The organism is Marinomonas sp. BSi20584, from assembly GCF_002792415.1.
GTDB classification, from domain to species: Bacteria; Pseudomonadota; Gammaproteobacteria; order Pseudomonadales; family Marinomonadaceae; genus Marinomonas; species Marinomonas polaris.
In genome coordinates this window covers 99,343-117,667 of the sequence record NZ_KZ454875.1, presented here as the reverse complement: position 1 = coordinate 117,667, position 18,325 = coordinate 99,343, and the positions used below count along the sequence as shown (strand labels likewise).

Annotated in this window: 16 protein-coding genes; 4 read left to right on the top strand and 12 right to left on the bottom strand. The window is 41.7% G+C overall.

What is annotated here, in order from left to right; all coding sequences use genetic code 11:
* Window positions 1-273 precede the first annotated feature (273 nt).
* The gene (locus TY87_RS08455; RefSeq protein ID WP_100186731.1) at window positions 274-1,230 is read right to left on the bottom strand and encodes a DMT family transporter; all 957 of its coding nucleotides are present in this window, start codon (window positions 1,228-1,230) and stop codon (window positions 274-276) included.
* 136 nt (window positions 1,231-1,366) lie between these two features.
* Here TY87_RS08455 and TY87_RS08450 point away from each other — a divergent pair, with 136 nt between their 5' ends.
* The gene (locus tag TY87_RS08450) at window positions 1,367-1,828 is read left to right on the top strand and encodes an Lrp/AsnC family transcriptional regulator (protein WP_072840755.1); all 462 of its coding nucleotides are present in this window, start codon (window positions 1,367-1,369) and stop codon (window positions 1,826-1,828) included.
* A gap of 117 nt (window positions 1,829-1,945) precedes the next feature.
* On the opposite strand, the gene TY87_RS08445 is transcribed toward TY87_RS08450, so the two are convergent.
* Entirely contained in the window at window positions 1,946-3,559 is a 1,614-nt protein-coding gene (locus TY87_RS08445) for a methyl-accepting chemotaxis protein (RefSeq protein ID WP_100186730.1), read from the bottom strand.
* Window positions 3,560-3,913: 354 nt separating this feature from the next.
* On the opposite strand from TY87_RS08445, the gene TY87_RS08440 reads away from it, so the two are divergent.
* Together TY87_RS08440 and TY87_RS08435 are read left to right on the top strand one after the other, a co-directional pair.
* Entirely contained in the window at window positions 3,914-5,239 is a 1,326-nt protein-coding gene (locus tag TY87_RS08440; RefSeq protein WP_100186729.1) for a DUF2868 domain-containing protein, read from the top strand.
* A 3-nt stretch (window positions 5,240-5,242) separates the two neighbouring features.
* Window positions 5,243-6,607, top strand: a complete 1,365-nt coding sequence (locus TY87_RS08435) for a DUF3482 domain-containing protein (RefSeq protein ID WP_100186728.1) — start codon at window positions 5,243-5,245, stop codon at window positions 6,605-6,607.
* Here the strand turns inward: TY87_RS08435 and TY87_RS08430 are convergent.
* From TY87_RS08430 to TY87_RS08415, 4 genes are all read right to left on the bottom strand, one after another.
* Window positions 6,604-7,332: a 1-acylglycerol-3-phosphate O-acyltransferase gene (locus tag TY87_RS08430; protein WP_100186727.1), complete on the bottom strand. Its 729-nt coding sequence runs from the start codon at window positions 7,330-7,332 to the stop codon at window positions 6,604-6,606. The two genes, TY87_RS08435 and TY87_RS08430, sit on opposite strands and share 4 nt — an antisense overlap.
* A gap of 63 nt (window positions 7,333-7,395) precedes the next feature.
* Window positions 7,396-9,702 (bottom strand): GGDEF domain-containing phosphodiesterase, encoded by a 2,307-nt coding sequence (locus TY87_RS08425; protein ID WP_100186726.1) that lies wholly within the window; start codon window positions 9,700-9,702, stop codon window positions 7,396-7,398.
* Window positions 9,703-9,817: 115 nt separating this feature from the next.
* The gene (gene rlmF / locus TY87_RS08420) at window positions 9,818-10,801 is read right to left on the bottom strand and encodes a 23S rRNA (adenine(1618)-N(6))-methyltransferase RlmF (RefSeq protein ID WP_072840761.1); all 984 of its coding nucleotides are present in this window, start codon (window positions 10,799-10,801) and stop codon (window positions 9,818-9,820) included.
* Window positions 10,802-10,911: 110 nt separating this feature from the next.
* Window positions 10,912-11,844, bottom strand: a complete 933-nt coding sequence (locus TY87_RS08415; protein WP_072840762.1) for a LysR family transcriptional regulator — start codon at window positions 11,842-11,844, stop codon at window positions 10,912-10,914.
* A gap of 112 nt (window positions 11,845-11,956) precedes the next feature.
* Here TY87_RS08415 and TY87_RS08410 point away from each other — a divergent pair, with 112 nt between their 5' ends.
* Window positions 11,957-12,922: a DMT family transporter gene (locus TY87_RS08410; protein WP_072840763.1), complete on the top strand. Its 966-nt coding sequence runs from the start codon at window positions 11,957-11,959 to the stop codon at window positions 12,920-12,922.
* 24 nt (window positions 12,923-12,946) lie between these two features.
* On the opposite strand, the gene TY87_RS08405 is transcribed toward TY87_RS08410, so the two are convergent.
* The 6 genes from TY87_RS08405 to TY87_RS08380 all read right to left on the bottom strand — a co-directional run bounded on the left by TY87_RS08405 (window position 12,947) and on the right by TY87_RS08380 (window position 18,322).
* Entirely contained in the window at window positions 12,947-13,297 is a 351-nt protein-coding gene (locus TY87_RS08405) for a DUF6164 family protein (protein WP_100186725.1), read from the bottom strand.
* Between the two features lie 86 nt (window positions 13,298-13,383).
* On the bottom strand, window positions 13,384-14,937 hold the full coding sequence (locus TY87_RS08400) for an EAL domain-containing protein (RefSeq protein ID WP_100186724.1): 1,554 nt from the start codon (window positions 14,935-14,937) through the stop codon (window positions 13,384-13,386).
* Between the two features lie 247 nt (window positions 14,938-15,184).
* Window positions 15,185-15,736 (bottom strand): DUF3833 domain-containing protein, encoded by a 552-nt coding sequence (locus TY87_RS08395; protein ID WP_084122490.1) that lies wholly within the window; start codon window positions 15,734-15,736, stop codon window positions 15,185-15,187.
* Between the two features lie 32 nt (window positions 15,737-15,768).
* A complete protein-coding gene (locus TY87_RS08390; RefSeq protein ID WP_100186723.1) occupies window positions 15,769-16,497 on the bottom strand; it encodes a hypothetical protein in 729 nt (242 codons plus the stop codon).
* A gap of 32 nt (window positions 16,498-16,529) precedes the next feature.
* Complete coding sequence (locus TY87_RS08385; RefSeq protein ID WP_100186722.1) at window positions 16,530-17,039, bottom strand: DUF2878 domain-containing protein; 510 nt, start codon at window positions 17,037-17,039, stop codon at window positions 16,530-16,532.
* A gap of 14 nt (window positions 17,040-17,053) precedes the next feature.
* Window positions 17,054-18,322: an SAM-dependent methyltransferase gene (locus TY87_RS08380; protein ID WP_072840768.1), complete on the bottom strand. Its 1,269-nt coding sequence runs from the start codon at window positions 18,320-18,322 to the stop codon at window positions 17,054-17,056.
* Window positions 18,323-18,325: the final 3 nt, after the last annotated feature.

Sequence of the window (18,325 nt, the reverse complement as noted above, 5' to 3'; positions counted from 1 at the left end):
ATGTCACTTCCTTATAATTTAAGATCACTCAAAAAAGAGACATAAAAAACATTAAATTCCGCAATACGAAATATTAATAAACACTATTCCCGCATAATGACATAAAAACAAATAAAATGAAGCTTTTTTGTACAGTTTTTTTTATAAAATTATTTCTCCTGTAAATCTGAGCAAAAAAAACCGCCGACCTTCAAATCGAAGATAGGCGGTTAGATAAAACACACTACAATATTTACATCAGCAGCAGCTATTCAAAGCAATAAACCAACAAAACTAGCGCTTTTTAAAGATCCCGCTAGCGATGACAACGCCGAGACTGACGAAGATGAGTCCGGCGATGGAGTAGCCTTCTAGGTGTTCGCCAAGTACGGGGATGGCGATGAGTGCGGCGAGTACTGGAGTAAAGGCGCCGATGGCGGCCATGTTTTCCGCACCGAGTTTTTGGATGGCGTAGCCGTAGGAAAACCCCGTCATGAGGCCGACAAGTAGACTTTGCACAAGAATTTGGCCAGCCAACATATCCCAAGAGGCATCCGCTAGTCCGCTAGAAGCTAGCCCAGTTGCCCATAAGAAAGCCAGCGCGATCAAGGACACCAAGCCCATCAATGCTGTTGATACCAAAGGCGGTAAGCCTGCAATTCGTAAACTGACGGTATACACAGCCCAAAAGAAGCTAGCGCAAAGCAATAATAAATCGCCTTTCCATGTATTTTCTGGCGCTGTGAGTAGTGACAGGCTGAGTAAAACAAGCACGCCAATACTGACTAAGCTCAAGCCAATCTTGCGTTCACGGCTGACTTTTTCTTGATAGAAAAGTACCGCCAACAAGGTCACAAAGAAAGGAAAGGCCCCAAGAATCAATAAACCTGCGTGAGACGCCGGAGCGTATTTCAAACCTGTCGCACTTAGGTAAAAAAACGGCAAGCCTGCACCACAGACGATACCTAACAAAAGTATCGGGGAAACGGCTTTCACTTGTGCTCTAGCGCGCCATAAGAAAGGAAACAGTAATAATGCTGGCGGAGAAAATCGCAGGATACCCAAATCGAAAGCGGTCAAAGTATTAGTCATGCCGGCTCGCATACTGACCAACCAAGATGCCCAAATCAAGATACTCACAAAAGCAGCTAATAAACCAAGGCGAAAGCCCCAGCCAGTAGCGTATTGTTTGTATTTTGGTGGCTCTTGAACGGACATTGATGATGTGTGTTGTGTGACTGTTTGGGGCATAACCACCTCGCGGGAAATCGATAGCTTTATTATCTGCTCTCATCCGCGAGCATGTCCTTGCTATTTACCCTCAAGAAAGGCTACTTTTTAGCATATAACACTCAATTAAATTCTATAAATTACTAAGTGTGCCAATATGAATAAAACAGACCTGGATATTCTCTCCCATTTGCAATCCGATGGACGTCTTACTAACGTGGCATTGGCGGAGGAAATCCACTTATCGCCCTCGCCTTGTTTACGCCGCGTTAAGCAATTAGAAGACTCTGGTGTGATCGAGGGTTATCACGCTCGCATTGATCGTCAAAAGGCAGGATTTTCCATGACAGTGTTTGTGGAAGTACGTTTGAAAAGCCATGCTGGCGATAAACATATTGTGTTTGAGAATGCGATTTTAGAGATGGAAGACATCATCAGCGCACATCTTGTCTCCGGCATTGCAGATTATCGTCTAGAAGTAGTAGCGGTGGATCTACAAGATTACGAGCGAATCCTAAAAGCCCTTCAGTCTTTGCCTCATGTAAAAGACATTCAAAGCCATTTTGCTATTCGTTCGGTCAAAACCGCCGCACCATTACCATTAAAAAGAATGTCTTAAGCGACTTACCTCAGACTATAAATGAAAAAACCGCTTATCTTTCGATAAACGGTTTAGATTTACGATACACGGTTTAGATTTACGATACACGGTTTAGATTTACGATACACGGTAGAGCTAAACTTTAAAGCTACCGACTTGCTGATCCAGTGTTTCATACAACTTAGTAATGTCTTTGGACTGCTGTTGAATAAGGTCCGATACCGACTGAACAGAGTCCGTTTGGTCTTTCAAAGACACCATATTGCGGTTGATGTCATTGGAAACAATAGATTGCTCTTGAGTCGCCTGCGCTGTCTGGGCAGCCATGTCTTGAACTTTTGCAAATGATGCCTGTATACCATTAAATATTTTAGTTACTTCACCAAAGTTGGTAACCGTAGACTCTGCATTGTCACGACTGTTTTGAATCGCTTTAGAGGATTCCGTTACATTAATTTTTAACTGTTCAATCATGCCTTCAATTTCATTGGTGCTATCTTGAGTACGGGTAGCCAAGGTACGAACTTCATCCGCAACCACCGCAAAACCACGACCTTGCTCACCAGCACGGGCTGCTTCTATCGCTGCGTTCAATGCCAACAAGTTGGTTTGTTCAGCGATATTACGAATCACTTCCAAAACAGAAGCGATACTTTCTGAACTCTTTTGTAGCTCACCAGAACGGCCAAGGGCAACTTCTATATCAGCCACTAGCGTCGTAATAGCATGTTGGGATTTATTAACTGCAGCCATTCCATTTTGCGTCAAACTATTAGAATTCTTCGCTTCGTCTGCGGTATCACGAGCTACCGTCGCCATTTGTTGATTGGACATATCCATTTGATGGCCTGCACTAACTATGGAAGCCGAAGCATTCGCTAGTGCGGTCGTAATTCCAGACGTCTGTTTTGCAACATTATTAAGCTGACCAGTCATTTCACCTAGCGCATCGGATTGTTTATGAATACTACCAATAATACCTCTGAGACGATCGACAAAACCGTTAAATTCATTAGCAAGATCCCCCAATTCATCTTTAGTAGAAAATTCGATACGTTGAGTTAAATCGCCGTCGCCTTCAGAAATTTCACGAATACGCTGTCCTAAATAACGCACTTGGTGAGCCAAGGTTTTAGGTGTTTTATAACTGAACCAAGCGGCAATAAGCAAACCTACAACAACAATAACAATGGCAACTTTTTCAAACGCTTTTTCTTCTTCTATTATGGTTTTTTTAGACATTTCTGCATGATTATTTACCGCTTCGCCCGCTTTATCGAGGATGCCTCTAAGAGCACTAAAGTCTGCATTAGCTTTTTGCTCAGCAGCTGTAAAAGTGGGAGCATTTTTATCTAATGCAACAAAGGCGTTGGAAGAGTTTAACCAAGTAGTAAAGGCTTTATCAAAGTCACCCAGTGACTTATAAATCTGAGGTTCTGCAGACAAGTACTGGCGGAATAAATTAAAACGATCTTTTACTTGTTGAGCATTTTCAACACGATCCTTTTCTTCGTCATCAAGCTTGCCCACACCAACCACAATACGCTGCTCAGCAAGCTTAGCTTGATAAAGATCTCGGTCCGCATTCAGAATAACTGCAGAAGCCTTTCCATAAGAATCTGCCTGTGCATTAAGAGCACCGCTTAGCTGATTAACGATATACACCATTGAAGCTAAGGCCACAATAAATGTAATACTCATCACAAGAACGGGCAAAGAGCTTTTTACCCTGATGGAATTAAAACGCATAATTTTGTCTCCTAACAAAAATTACCGTGTCTACGGAATATGATGTGATAGTAGAGTGGCTTAGCACACTGAATCAATCTGCATTAACAATTACCTACATTTATACTGCACTTAATAACTTATAAACACGGTCCTCTTGATCTAGCGCAATAAAACAAAACATGATCTCTAACTGATTGATGAGACTCTATTTTCAAATACAAGTATAAAAATATTCAAGAAACATCTCGTGGCTTTTGCCTTTGTCGACAACATCAAGTAAAACAAAGTGAATAAGAGGATAATGATGTCATTCCAAACATTCGGCATTACAACGAATAAAAGAGTAATAAATGAAAAGAGCAACGCGATAACATGACTTTCCCAACACCCAGTGCCAAACTTGCCCTCGCAGCTTGGCTAGAAACGCATACCAATTTTCGATTGTCTGCTCACGCAAACGATTTGCCTAGTGCTTTAAAAGAACTAGATACCTCACCTAAATCCATTAGCTACTTAGCTCAGTTTACGATGCTAAAGCGCTACTTTAATCGTGCGATTTTAGGTTTGCTGGTCGTATCTTTGTTCTTGGGTTTTATGGCAGTGCCACCAGCTTTTGCAACAGGCCAATCCAATCAGGTGAATATTTTCTGGTTGTTCATTATATTGCTGGGATTTCATGCGCTAAATTTTGTTGTTTGGTTCGTCACCATGACGGCCACTATGAAGCAACACACAGAAAGCAAAGGTATATTGTTAAGCCTGCTGATTTTCCTTAACCGAAAAATAAGTAAGCACTCACATATAAACACAGATGTGAGCTCTGCTTACATACATTGGCAATGCCCTGCTCATTCGAATAAATGGTTAATCAGCAGTATTTCCCACGGCGCGTGGGGCTGCTATTTGCTGGCGGGGTGGGTAATGACTCTGCTTTTGCTACTAACCAATCAGGTCAACTTTGTCTGGGAAACCACTCTATTAAGCGACGATGCTTTTATTCAACTGACGCAAACCTTAAGCATTATTCCTCAGTGGTTTGGTATTTCTCTACCTAATCAATTGGATATTCTCGCCAGCCGCGTCGACCTAATGTCACAAACTGCGGCGACAAGACAACATTGGGCGAATTTTCTACTCGCGAGTATTTTCATTTACGGCGTGTTACCAAGGCTGATTTTTACTTTTATTTGTTTGGCTATGTATCACTTTAAGCGAGCAACACAACCACTCAGCACGCAAGAAAAAATCATTCAAAATCGTTATCGCCAACAGGAAAGCCAGAGTCGAAATATCCTAGATGCGGATCATCACAAAAATTCTGCTTCTGCGATGAATACAAACGGAACGAATAATGAGCCTCTTGCCGACAGCGCACTTTCCCAACATTGGGCTTTATTTGAATGGAGTCATGCTAAACCAGATTATTTAAGCTCCGCTCGTTCAGTATCCCTATTAAACAGTCGAGAAGAACAAGATAGCTTTTTAGCCTCCTCCAGTGATGAGCCTATTTATATTTTGGTCAATGCCGAACAAAGCCCAGATCGTGGCACAAGACGTTTTTTCTCCCGAGTAAGCATGGCGTATCCTTCGTTATTTATGGTGATATCAAGTGATGATAACGCTAGATTCGTTGAGGATTGGCAGCGACTTGCTAGAGAAACACGCCTTCACTTTACACAACTCAAACAAAAGGACTAAACCGTGTCGATTTCCCTTTTGGTCGTTGGCCACGCGAACACAGGTAAAACCTCACTGATCCGTACTTTGTTACGTAGACAAGATTTTGGTGAAGTGAATGACAGAGCAGGAACCACTCGTCACGTGGAAAGTGTGAAGATCAAAATCGGCCATGAGTCGGTGATCACCTTAACCGATACACCAGGGTTTGAAGATTCAATTGGCCTTTGGCAGATTCGCCATTCGGATTCATTCCGTTCCTACCAAGGTGCAGACTGGCTACAGCCATTTTGTGAAAGTCACTTTGCACAAGATGAGTTTGAGCAAGAAGCGAAGATTCTTAAGCAATTAACCAAGGCCGATATCATTTTATACGTGATAGATATTCGCCAAGCACCACTAGGCAAATATCTAGATGAACTGGCGTTATTGGCTAGTGCCAATAAACCGATTATTCCTATTTTGAATTTCAGTGCGTCCCCCAGCGCTCACTTAGAAGCTTGGCGTAAAGTCTTGGCCGAACGTCATTTGCACGCCGTAATAAAATACGACACGGTGGCGTTTTATTTTGAAGACGAAAAACGTTTATATCAAAGTATTCAGAGCCTGATGCCGGAAGACTACGACGCTATCAAGCATCTTATTGCATCCCGAGAAGAAGCCGCTCAATTACGCCGTACAATGGCTACGAATCAATTAGCCGAGTTGATACTAAAAGCTGCCAGTACTCGCATTGAATGCTCAAGCTATCCACCAAAGCCCAGCGAATCCTCCGCTTTCGAAGATAAGATACGCGCACTGGAAAGTCGATATATCGCAGGATTACTGCGTCTTTATGAGTTCCAAGAAGAAGACTTAAAAGCCACGCCACTGGCGATTAAAAATGACCGCTGGCAGCAAGATATATTCGATACCGATACGTTAAAAGAATGGGGAATAGAAACCAGTACTAGCGCACTCACTGGTGCAGCGATTGGAGCAGGAATTGATGTCATGTCGGCAGGGTTAACATTGGGCACAGCTACGACAATTGGCGCTATTTTAGGTGCTACTTGGAAAACTGGCCAACATTACAAAGACACCTTAAAAAGCAAATTTACCAAGCGCTATTATCTATGCCTTGATAAAGCCACGCTGACACTGCTGTGTCTTCGAGGTTTAACGGCTATTCACCATTTACATCAACGCGGACATGCTTCTCAACAAGCTTACGAGCTAGCTAATCAAGCCCAAGACGATGAACTAATTGAGCAGATAAAACCTTATTGGAAACACGCTCAGCAACACCCTGAATGGGAAACTCAAACCTTGCAAGATTCCCATTCAAGTAAATTAGGCTTACAAAAAGTACTAGAAAAAGCACTTAACTCGGATAAGAGATCAGACTAGCTTTGTTGATTATTAAGAAGTTCCTGATCTAAACGCAGTTGTGCCTCATGCATCTGCTTCTCACAAGATTCTAACAGGGTAATGACATCAGTTTCATGTAACCCTGTTGTATCTATTGGTGGCAGCATCTCAACGATCACTTTACCATTATTCCAACGATTCAAATCAATTTGTTCATGAGTGCTACTGCAAACAACGGGCACAACGGGAACACCGGCTTGAACAGCTGCATGAAAAGCGCCTCGTTTAAAGGGTAACCAGCCACGTCCGCGACTGCGTGTACCTTCAGGAAACATCCATATAGATAAACCAGTTTTTTTCATGCTAGCGGCGATCTGATCAATGGTGGCAATCGCTTTTTTACGATTTTCTCGGTTAATCAAGAAATTACCACTGGCCCAATACAAAGCGCCAAAAAAAGGAATCCAACGTAAGCTAGTTTTACCAACCGTCACCACGCCTTTGGGAACAACCACGGCTAAGGTAAACAAGTCGAAATTATTTTGATGATTCGCCACGTAAACGGCTTGAGGAATATTTTTTGAGGATTCAGCGACTCTACCTTCGACCGATAAACCAAACAGAGGACCAACTTGAGCAAATACACGACCTAAATAATACACACGGTTTTTTGACCATAAAGTCAGCAGACAAAACACAATGCCCAGCAGTGTCACGCCTACAATCAACAAGAATAGCAATGTCATCCGTATCAAAAGCAACATATTGGATTAAACCTAACGTTAATAGCGTTTAAAATTAATTAGTCTCTTATTATAATTTATGGCTTATCGCCTATGAAAAGCTTCACGCCATTTGAAGAATTCTTCTGCAACCAACGGCTTAGAGAAAAAGTAGCCCTGTATTTTATCACAATGATATTGTCTTAAAAGTGCCGTTCCCTCAGCATTCTCTGCGCCTTCAGCTGTTACCTGAAAGCCCAAACTATGAGACAGTTCAATGGTAGCCTTAGTAATAAACTCATCGCCTTTATTGGTATCAATAAACTGAATAAAGGCTCGGTCAATTTTCACTTCATTGACTGGTAACTCGCGCAAATACGCCAAAGAAGATTGCCCTGTGCCAAAGTCATCAATGGCAAGGTGAATACCCATCTCTTGTAATGCTTTCAATACATTAATAACTTTCACTCGGTCTTTCATTACCGCACTTTCTGTTACTTCTAATGCAAGCGCACGAGTCGGTAAACGATTCGCTTGCAATGCCTCAGAGACAATAAATGGCAGCTGTTCATCTAACAGATCATGCGCCGATAAATTCACCGCGACACGTACTTCATGACCCTGAACCCACCACTTGCTCAGTTGAGACAAGACAGTATTCAATACCCATTTCGTTAATTGTTGAATGCTACCAGCATGTTCTAATAAAGAAATAAACTCATCTGGTGGAAGGAAACCAAGCTCAGGGTGAATCCAACGAATTAGTGCTTCTGCTTCATGGCAATCGTCGCCAGCTAAACCAACCTTAGGCTGATAAACAACAAATAACTGACCGCCTTCTAGTGCAGCTGGTAGGTCTCGAATAATCGTCAGCTGACGACGGTGGTTTTCATCCTGACCTACTTCATAAAAAACGCATAACTCGCTTGATTCACGCGCTTCATCGGCAACAATGTCCAAACGGCGCATGGCGCTATTTACACTGTTGGTGGCATGTTCAAATGGGAGCACTGCGATACTAATATCCAAGCGAATACCAGAACCAGCTTCTACTTCAAACTCTTCACTGAACAGACATTTTAAATTGCTACAGTCCTGCTGAGTGATTGGTCGGCCAAAAATCAGCAAAAATTTATCGCCGCTTAATCGAGCCAACATATTGGCATCATGTCCCCACTTTTGAAGCCGTTCAGCTACTTTCGAAAGTAGTGAACTCCCTACATCAAATCCCAACATATTGTTGATGTCTTTAAAGTGACGAATATTCACAAGCACCAAACCACCTTGTTCTTTTGGCAACTCATCACTTAAGTACTGCTCTACCGCGCTCTGATTAAATAAGCCTGTAAGCTGATCATGAGAAGCACGATATGTCATTTCGTCTTCCCTGTTGATAATAGAATCTTGCATTGTTTTCATGGTATGGGATAGAACGCCAAATTCGCCCACCATATCCGGCGCACTAATTTTTTCTTTATTGCCACCTTGGCCAATTTGCTTTGCATAATCCACCAAGCGGCTAATTGGCTGAGTCATATTACGAGCCAGGGCAACACCAAATAACAACGCCAGTGCCAGCGCCCCAGTAAAAATCAATACCAACTGATTACGGGTGTTATTGTAACTCTGCAACCAAGGACCATAAGGCAAATGAATAATCCCCCATTGATTTGATACTCCAAGATCAACACCAAGCGATAGATACTTTTCATCATTAGAAAAAACTGGGGATTTGAGAATACTTTTAATGCTGCCAATTTCCTTAAATAGCGTTTCTTTTTCTTCTAGTGGCAAGGTCGATCCACCGGAAAGAGTATGTGCATCATCAACTTCATAAACAAAACTGACGTCTAACCCTGTGACATTTTTAATTTGTTCTGCCAAAGCTTGATCGAGCAGAAAAGCCATGCCCACCCATGCCACCACATTAGGCGCTTTAATAGGTACTAAAACCAACTGATAAGCGCGACCATCAAACGCAATCATAGTACTAATAGATGAACCACCTGAACGGCGAGCAGCAAAGACTAGCTCTGCAACCGTATTGCTAATATTCAGCTCTTGAGTAGCGGTAATTAACTCACCTTGAGGAGAAACGAGAACAGAAATGTCCGCATTAATACGTGCGCCATGGTTTTGTAAAACAGAGCGAATCGTGCCAGTTTCTCGAGTCGCTACGGCCTGTTTAAAACCAAAATCAGAGGTTAAGATCTCAACCCCTTTAGTTAACTGCTCGGCGCGTGCTTCGAGAAACAAATCAAAGACATTGCGTGATACGTCGATAGAATGAACGCCTTGTTTGTAATTATCTTCTTTTAAAGACGACAATACCGCCAATGCAGTTCCTAACTGAACCAGAGCAAGCAACACCAAGACAAACATAATGAGTCGTGCTTGAAAGCTTTTTAACACCTTAAAACCTCTTTAATGCTAATGACCTAGGCTGCTTAACTGAAAACCAAAAAACACAACAATGATCAAGAATAATAGGGCTTATCTTGTTTTTATGCCATATTTCCCAATAACCCTAATTTTGCCAATAATTATCTTTCCAATAATCTATTTGATCGTCAGCAAGGAAACTCCAAGCAACAAATCGACTAATTTTCTGGCCTTGCGCCATTTCAATCGTTTTCACTTGGCGAGCACCAACATCTTTTAATGTCCGATAAATCGCATCTAAATTCCCCTGACGCGCCACCAAAGACGTAAACCAAAAGCAACGGTCAGCGTACCGCACGCTTTCTTTTACCATACGCGAAACAAAACCCGCTTCACCGCCATCACACCATAATTCTGCTGCCGTGCCGCCAAAGTTCAACACTGGCTTTTCAGTTTTATCAGCTTTACCCTTTACCCCACGCCATTTACGTTGAGATTCGTCAATCATCGCCGATTCGCTGGTATGAAACGGCGGATTACATAAGGTCAAATCAAAGCGGTCTTTTTCTTTCCACACACCATCAAAAAGCTTAGCAGGTTGAGTTTGCAAACGCGCATTAATTGCGCCCTTCAAGCACGGATTAGATTTAACAATGGTGTCGCAAGTCGCTACGGCAACTGGATTCACATCGGAACCGATAAACTGCCAGCCATATTCTTGATGACCAATAATCGGATAAACACAGTTCGCCCCAACCCCCACATCCAAGACTTTTATACCTTTTCCGCGAGGAATCACGCCCTGATTACTAGCGGCGAGTAAATCTGCTAAATAATGAATGTAATCCGCTCGACCAGGAATAGGCGGGCAAAGGTAACCAGGTGGAATATCCCAAAAGGCAACGCCATAGAAATGATTGAGCAAGGCACGATTTAAGGTTTTCACTGCATTGGGATTGGCAAAGTCCACTGACTCATTACCGTATTGATTCAGTTGAATAAAACCAGAAAGTTCAGGGCAAGAATCCGCTAATAGCGCAAAATCGTAACGCGCACGATGCGGGTTACGAGGATGAAGCTCTAATTTATTGGTGCGTTTACTTTTCGTATTCTTGCTTTTTAGGACCACTGTGATGCCATTGTTTTAAACCAAAACGCGAGTATAACCGAATTCCTCAGCTTGGACTAAATGTGCTGGATTGGAAGGTCACGGCTGTGAAATCTCACAGAGCATGAATATCATGGTTCTGGATAAGGAATTAAGCCTTTTACTACTCGCTCACAAATGTCTCTAAACCAGATCACACCGGGATCATTTTCTACCGATTTTGGCCAACTTGAATAATAGTGAATAAAAGGAAAATCCATCGGTAGATCTTTGATTACCAAACCAAATTGCTGTTGAAACCGTTCTGGCAACAAACCACTGTTACTCATTAAAAGTGACGTTCTGCCTACCGTTTCCAAAGCAGCCAACATGTAAGGCGTACGAAAGGCAAAATGCCGCTCACGTGCACGCTCACCAAGTAAGGCATCACTAATCACAGGATTAGAACCGCCCAAATTCACTAATACATGAGAGTAAGCCAAATAGTCATCTAAGGTAATGTTATCTTTCATGGCTAATGCATGATTCGCAGACATGACACAGCGAAATTTTTCACGCCCCAGTAGATGTTTCTCAAAGCTATTAGGAAGCTGAATGTAATCACTACACAAGGCAAGATCTAAAGAATGCTCCGCTTGGTTTAGTAAACTGGTTTCAGTAAGCGTACTGGTTTCCAATGAGGCAAAAGGTGCTTCTCGATAAAATTGCTCCGCAATCGCAGGCATATAAGCTTGAGCCTGATAATGGGTGGTTTGCATACGAAAAGTACGATAACTGCTTTGCGGCTGAAATTCAGATTCTGTCCACAACCCTGCCAATTGTTCCAACATGAGCTTTAATGGCGCTTCTAATGCTAATGCTTTTGACGTTGGTACCATGCCTTTTGAGGTACGAATAAACAAAGGATCATCAAAGGCGTCACGTAATCGATTAAGCAATCGACTCATTGCAGATTGACTTAAGTAGAGGCGATCGGCCGCCCGCCCAACGTTACGTTCTTCCAATAAGTATAAGAGCCCAGTCAGGGATTTAAGATCCAAATGTTGTAGCGAGCTAGGAATCATGACCAAATCTCGATTTATGCATAATGATTAGAACTATTATGCATTGGATTTAATAAGGAGGGAAAGCCATTATGAAATTTCTAACTCTCTTCTCTTTAATAAGGCTAAAGCCATGCTAACTTCAAAACAGACTTTTTTGTACGGCCTCTTTTTTAGCTCCGTCACTGTGCTGTTTTGGGGAATGTTGCCCATTGCTCTCAAACTTTCTGGAGGGTTTTCCGATCCTATTACTCTAACTTGGTTGCGCTTTTCAGTGGCTGGTATCATTTTGGGCTTATGGCAATGGCAACGCGGCAAATTAGGCGAGTTCAAATCCCTGTCTAAAAATGACTGGCTGCGTCTTTTTGCTGCAGGAACGTTTTTGATTGTTAACTACACGAGCTTTGCTTGGAGCTTGAATTTTTTACTCCCTGGTTCAGCACAATTGAGCTTCCAAATCGCACCGCTGTTTCTTGCCTTAGGCGGTTTGTTTTTTCTAAAAGAAAGCATTAACTGGCAACAATGGTTATGTTTTGTAGGAATAGGCTTAGGGATGTTGGTTTTTTTCCACCCTATTTTTGGGCAAGGTAGTCAAGGCTCAATCTGGGTTGGTTTCGCTATTGTTCAGATGTCTGCCGCGGCATGGTCTATGTATGCGTTGCTGCAAAAGTCTTTGTTCAAACATCTAGCACCGTCCAATATATTACTAGCGATTTATATTTATGCTTTAGTCGTTATGCTGCCGTTTTCATCACCAAACGAACTGCTAAAAATGTCTTCTGATGATGCTTGGATTGCCGCATTTTGCTGCCTTAATACACTCATTGCGTATGGTGCTTTCGCACAAGCCATGCGTTATTGGCAAACAGTTCAAGTCAGCGCTTCGATCGCGTTAACGCCTGTGATGGCATTCATATTGACAGAATTCTGTGTGGCTTTTGGTTGGTGGTCAGGCAGCATAAGCTCATCTCATGCAGACTTGCTCAGTTTGTTTGGCATGTTGATAGTTGTCATCAGCGCGATTAACGTGCAACTGATAAGCGCAAGAGTACAGCGTAAAGCCGCGTTACTGACAAAACCACTAAGTGAAGCAGCTTAGTTTGATCTGCAGAGCTTTAGGCGGTTATAGCCATAGCGTAAATGGAATGATTGAAATACCTAAAATAAGCAATACAGCGATTAGAGTAAAAATAGCTTCCGCAGGATTTTGACGAGTGTGTTGTAAATAACCCAATATCCATTGCCTAAAAGTGATGGGACGCATGGTTTTAGCTCGAGCGATTTGATCTTCTAGAATTAACTCTCTCGCTTTTATGGCTTGCTCTTTATCTTTTACCCACAGTCCGGCCATGGAAATTTGCCAACGTCCAGCAGTGGTTTCGTAGAAGGCAATGTCATGGTCGGTTAATAGTTGACGAATATCGTCCGCTTCCTCATCAGGAACATATTTAAGCCGAAAAACCAGAGTTGCCATATCGTAAAAACCTTGAGCATAGAAATTAAGCGGTAGAGAGTAAGAGAAGCCAGACAATAATACAATCTTGTATTGTGAATGACTTTTTAAGGAGAGGCGTTTTCTTCAAACCAAGCAATAACTTGTTCTTTTGGTAGAGGTCGACAAAAGTAATAACCTTGTACCCTGTCAACACCAAGCTCTCGAACCGCATTAAGCTGATCTTCATGTTCAACGCCTTCGGCGATCAACTCCATATTGAGTTCTTTTGCCAGTTTCGTGACTGAAGTTAGTATCTGACGGGTGAACTGATCATCCTTCAAGCTAGCGATAAAAATTTGATCCAGTTTCAATGTGTCATATGGGAAACGGCGAAGAAAATCTAACCCTGCATAGCCAGTGCCAAAATCATCTACAGACAAACTAACGCCTAGTGCTTTAATATGTTCAAAACGACTCACCATCAAAGGCAACTCTGCAGCGTCTAACACACTGGTTTCTGTTACTTCAAGGCCAAGACGACCTTTCAATTCAGGATACTCTTCAAGGATTTCGGCCAAATCTGACGCGAAGCCTTCTTTAAGAAGGCTATGCCTATCAACGTTCACTGATATTTTAATGTGCCTTAGTTGCTCAGGATATTCTCTATAAAAGTCCCCAACTTTGCGAATCACCATCCAAGTAAGATGATCGATCAAGCCCAACCGATCCGCCATATCTACAATCACTAATGGCGAGACCTGACCATAACGAAATGAATTCCATCGAATAAGCGCCTCCATTTCATGAAACCCACCCTCTGTTAGTGAAACAATCGGCTGAAAATGCACTTCCATCGTATTGTTTTTAATTGCTCGTTTGATGCAATGACGTAAAGAGCGTCGATAATAAACAAGCACTAAATGCCCGACATAGAACACGAAAGACAACAACACCCAGCACACTATAATAAATGGCAAAAGCGACCATAAATGACGCCAGTATAAACTTGAGGGAAAAAACACAGCTAATGTCATCGACCAATCAGCTAAGGATACTTCTGTATTACCCAATACTCTGGAATCTATGTCATTGCTATTTGAAAAGAGTATCTGCTTACCGAGAGTCAGTTCATAAAAATAATCTGGTAAAAGGATTTGATCGACACTGGCGGCTATCTTATCTGGCGGCGCTAATCCATTTACACCAAGACCATCATCCCTCTGATAAAAAGCAAAAAATGTAGATTCGCCCAACGTATTAGAATTCACTAAAGAGACTGTTTTTCGCCCCATACTCTGCGTAATACGCGACGCAATTGAGTCATATATTTTAATATTTATAGCCCCTAGATTTGTGCAATACACTCTAAATTCTGAATTGAACAAACCAAATTCTTTAAAGATAGGGGAATAAAATGTGGCGCGTCTTAAACGCGTAATATCAGCTTTTTCACAAGACAAACTGCTATCGTTAACAACCTGTTTTAATTCAGTAAAAATAGCATTCATTCGATCCGATAAAGCATTTTTGGCGACATTTGTACGATTATCTAAATCATTCAATAAAGATAAATAAAGCCCTAGAGTAAAAACCGTGAAAATAATAAAAAAGGAAAGGAAAGCATAGAGGAAGACTACTTTTTTCTTTGAAGGCACTAGTGCAGTGATGTTTTTAAACATAAAGCGCCCTCCCTGTTACTTAGTCTAAAAGAAATAAATCATACTATTTTTAGGTCTATTAAAAGACATTCAAATCATTACATAGATATTTAAAAGCGCCAATAAAAAAGACTGCCTAAAGCAGTCTTTTTTATATAACACAGAAAATAAACCTTGTGCTCACTATCTCTATCCAACGAGGTAATAAAGCATCTATAGTATTATGCATTTTTGTACGAATGATCAGATTTAATTAAACGCATCTGTACTACTGAGGCACCTTTTCAATAACGATAGACAAGTAACCAACTTCAACGCCAAATTTTTTCATTATCGATTCGTTAATAACTACACCATCTTTTACCATATACATACGATCATCAACATTCACTTCGATTACATCGCCATCATAGGGGACTTGTAAAACATAATTCATAAATAAGGCATTGCCAGACATTTTAATCTCACCAGAGCCAACAACGTCGTTCGCTGTTGCGGAATATTCACCCTGATCGTTAGGCGTCATAATCCAGGTTCTATGCTGGATTTCACCATCATCAAATACAAATTTTTCAACCAATATGCCAACACCAGCTTTCCAGCGTCCTTCTAACGTGGCATTGAAATAACGAGTCACTTCGCCACTGCGATTTTTCAAAATGCCGTGCGCAGTTAAAGACCCGGAAAAGAAGTGTTGTAAGTCAAACTTGGGCTCATTTTTAGCATACAAAGACACGTCTGACGTAGAACATGCCGTAAGCAATAACAAACACAGTAAAACAGTAAATTTGCCCATAACAGATCGGCACAAATGCTTCATATTGCTTCCTCTAAACTAATGTTGAAAATCGACTACATATAATGATATTGGATATCGACTGCTTGATACTTGCCTTGTGCGTCACAGATATTTGCCCGACCAGTAAAGCGCAGTAAACTTTTATCTGCTGGATCATAAGCAACCACAATAGGATCGACCGCAAGTTTTACCAACCAAGAAACTGGGGAAAGAGCGAAACACTGAGCGCCATCCTGAGTTCCCTCTACACATGTGGTTTTACTAAAACGAAATGTAAAGGTCGTTTGTTTACTGGGTACTAGATACTCAATATCCATATTTTTACCTGCCTCTAAGGCGTCCCAGTATTGTTTAATAAAAGCATCAAAACCAGCATCAACTACCATGCCAGCCGCTAATTTCACTGATGCCTTTTCTTCTTTGCCAGCACTATTTTCTTGATAAACAACATCTAACTTTCCGCCAGATTGGGTAACTTCAATCTTTTCACCGTTACGCTCATTTAACTGCGAAAAACTTGGCGTTATCATCGACTGAGAAAAATTTAGCGTTTTATGCCCAAAAACACGGCCATCTGGCTCTGAGTATTCGACACTGTAAGTACCATCAGCGAGTTTTTCGTGAGTTTCTCTATATAACAAAGCACCCGTTTCGACACTGTAGGCACTGCCTACTATTTTAGAAAAAGACGTATCAGCCAAACATACAGAGCTAAATAAGAAGGCACAAAAGGCAGCAATAAAAAACCGCTGCTGCGGTAAAAACTCGAAAGAACGCTTCATTTTCTTATCTATCCTCACTATTTAACCAATGCTCATTTTTGAAATAATGCCCACTTTTCACAAAGCCATACACCCAACGGTAACACCAAAGACCAAATAATCGCTACTATAAAAAGAGTCAGGAACACTGGTTCTGACAAGCTGATACCGGCTAAATTAGCACCAGCAAAATAACTCATCGTTGGCCCAACTACACCCATTAAAGCACTCAAAACATAACGGGAGCGCAAAAAAGCCAAACTATGTGCAAATAAGGTCCCGACACAAACCCAAAGACAAAGCAGCCAAATCGGCGGCAATGTTGCTTGTCCGAATAAGGTCACGTTCGATGAAAACACCTCGATATGAAATAAAGTACCATCAATGACTACACCTAGTGCTAGGAAGGTAAACAGCAAACGCCATTCTCTACGAGTCTGCATAAAATAGCGATCATGCAAAAAAAGATAAACCAGAGTTGCGACCAATGCCCAAGCGTTGCCAGCAAGCAAGCAGACAAACCAAACGATTTGAAACAAAATGGCATTAATCAAAGGTTTCATGCCATTTACTCCATTTACTTAGTGCCAATCGACAAACGATGATCCGGTTTAGCAAAAACAAACTGCCCAGTACTAATGGCACGTTCTTTAAAGCCTCCTTCACAATAAGCTAGATAAAAATCCCACATACGGCAGAACACATCATCGAATCCCATCTCTGTGACTTCACGACGTGCCGCATGAAAACGTGTACGCCAATCGGCAAGAGTTTTCGCGTAATGCTCAGTAATATCTTCTAATCCGACGATCTGCATATCGGTTTTCGATGCAATTTTATGTGCAATAACTTGGTTAGATGGCAAACAACCACCAGGGAAGATGTAACGCTGAATAAAGTCGACAGAGCTGCGTGCGTAGTCGTAACGCTGATCGGCGATGGTAATGGCTTGAATCACCATAACACCGTGTGGTTTCAAGAGCGCACTGCACTTAGAAAAATAGCTGTCGTAGTATTCGTGGCCGACCGCTTCGATCATTTCAATAGATACGAGTTTGTCGTATTGACCTTGAAGATCTCGATAGTCTTCAAGTAACAAAGTGATTTTGTCTTGCAAGCCTTCGGCTTCCACCCGCGTTTTGGCAAATTCGTATTGTTCTTTGGAAATAGTCGTCGTGGTTACTTGGCAACCATAATGCTTAGCTGCATGAATCGCCATGCCGCCCCAACCCGTTCCAATTTCTAACAGATGATCATCTTCGCTAAGCTGTAGTTTTTGGCAAATACGATCCAGTTTATTCACCGATGCTTCTTCTAAAGAAGAGTTGATCTGAGGATAAACCGCCGAGGAATACATCATGGTAGGATCTAAAAACAAAGAGAAAAAATCGTTACCCAAATCATAATGAGCAGAAATATTATCTTTCGAGCCTTTCTTGGTGTTGGCGTTTAGCTTGTGAACAATCTTGGCACCAATACGGCTCCAAATTGGGCGCTTAGCATCCATTTTATTAATCAGGTTTAAGTTAGCTACCATCAGGCGAATAACACCAACTACATCTGAAGACGACCACCAGCCTTTCATATAAGCTTCGCCAGCACCGATACTGCTGTTTAAAAACACATCGCGGTAAGCATGAATATCGTGAACATGAATATGAGCAATGTATTGAGTATTATCTTTCGCCTCACCAAAAGAATAGGTTTCACCACTCTCTTCCAACGTAAGATGACCCACTTCCAATTTACCCAGCATAGTAAAGACCATTTTGCGGGCTAAATTATCAAACCATGTTGTTGTGCGATTTTTTCTCACTTTTTGATTATCCATACTGACGGAGTTCATACT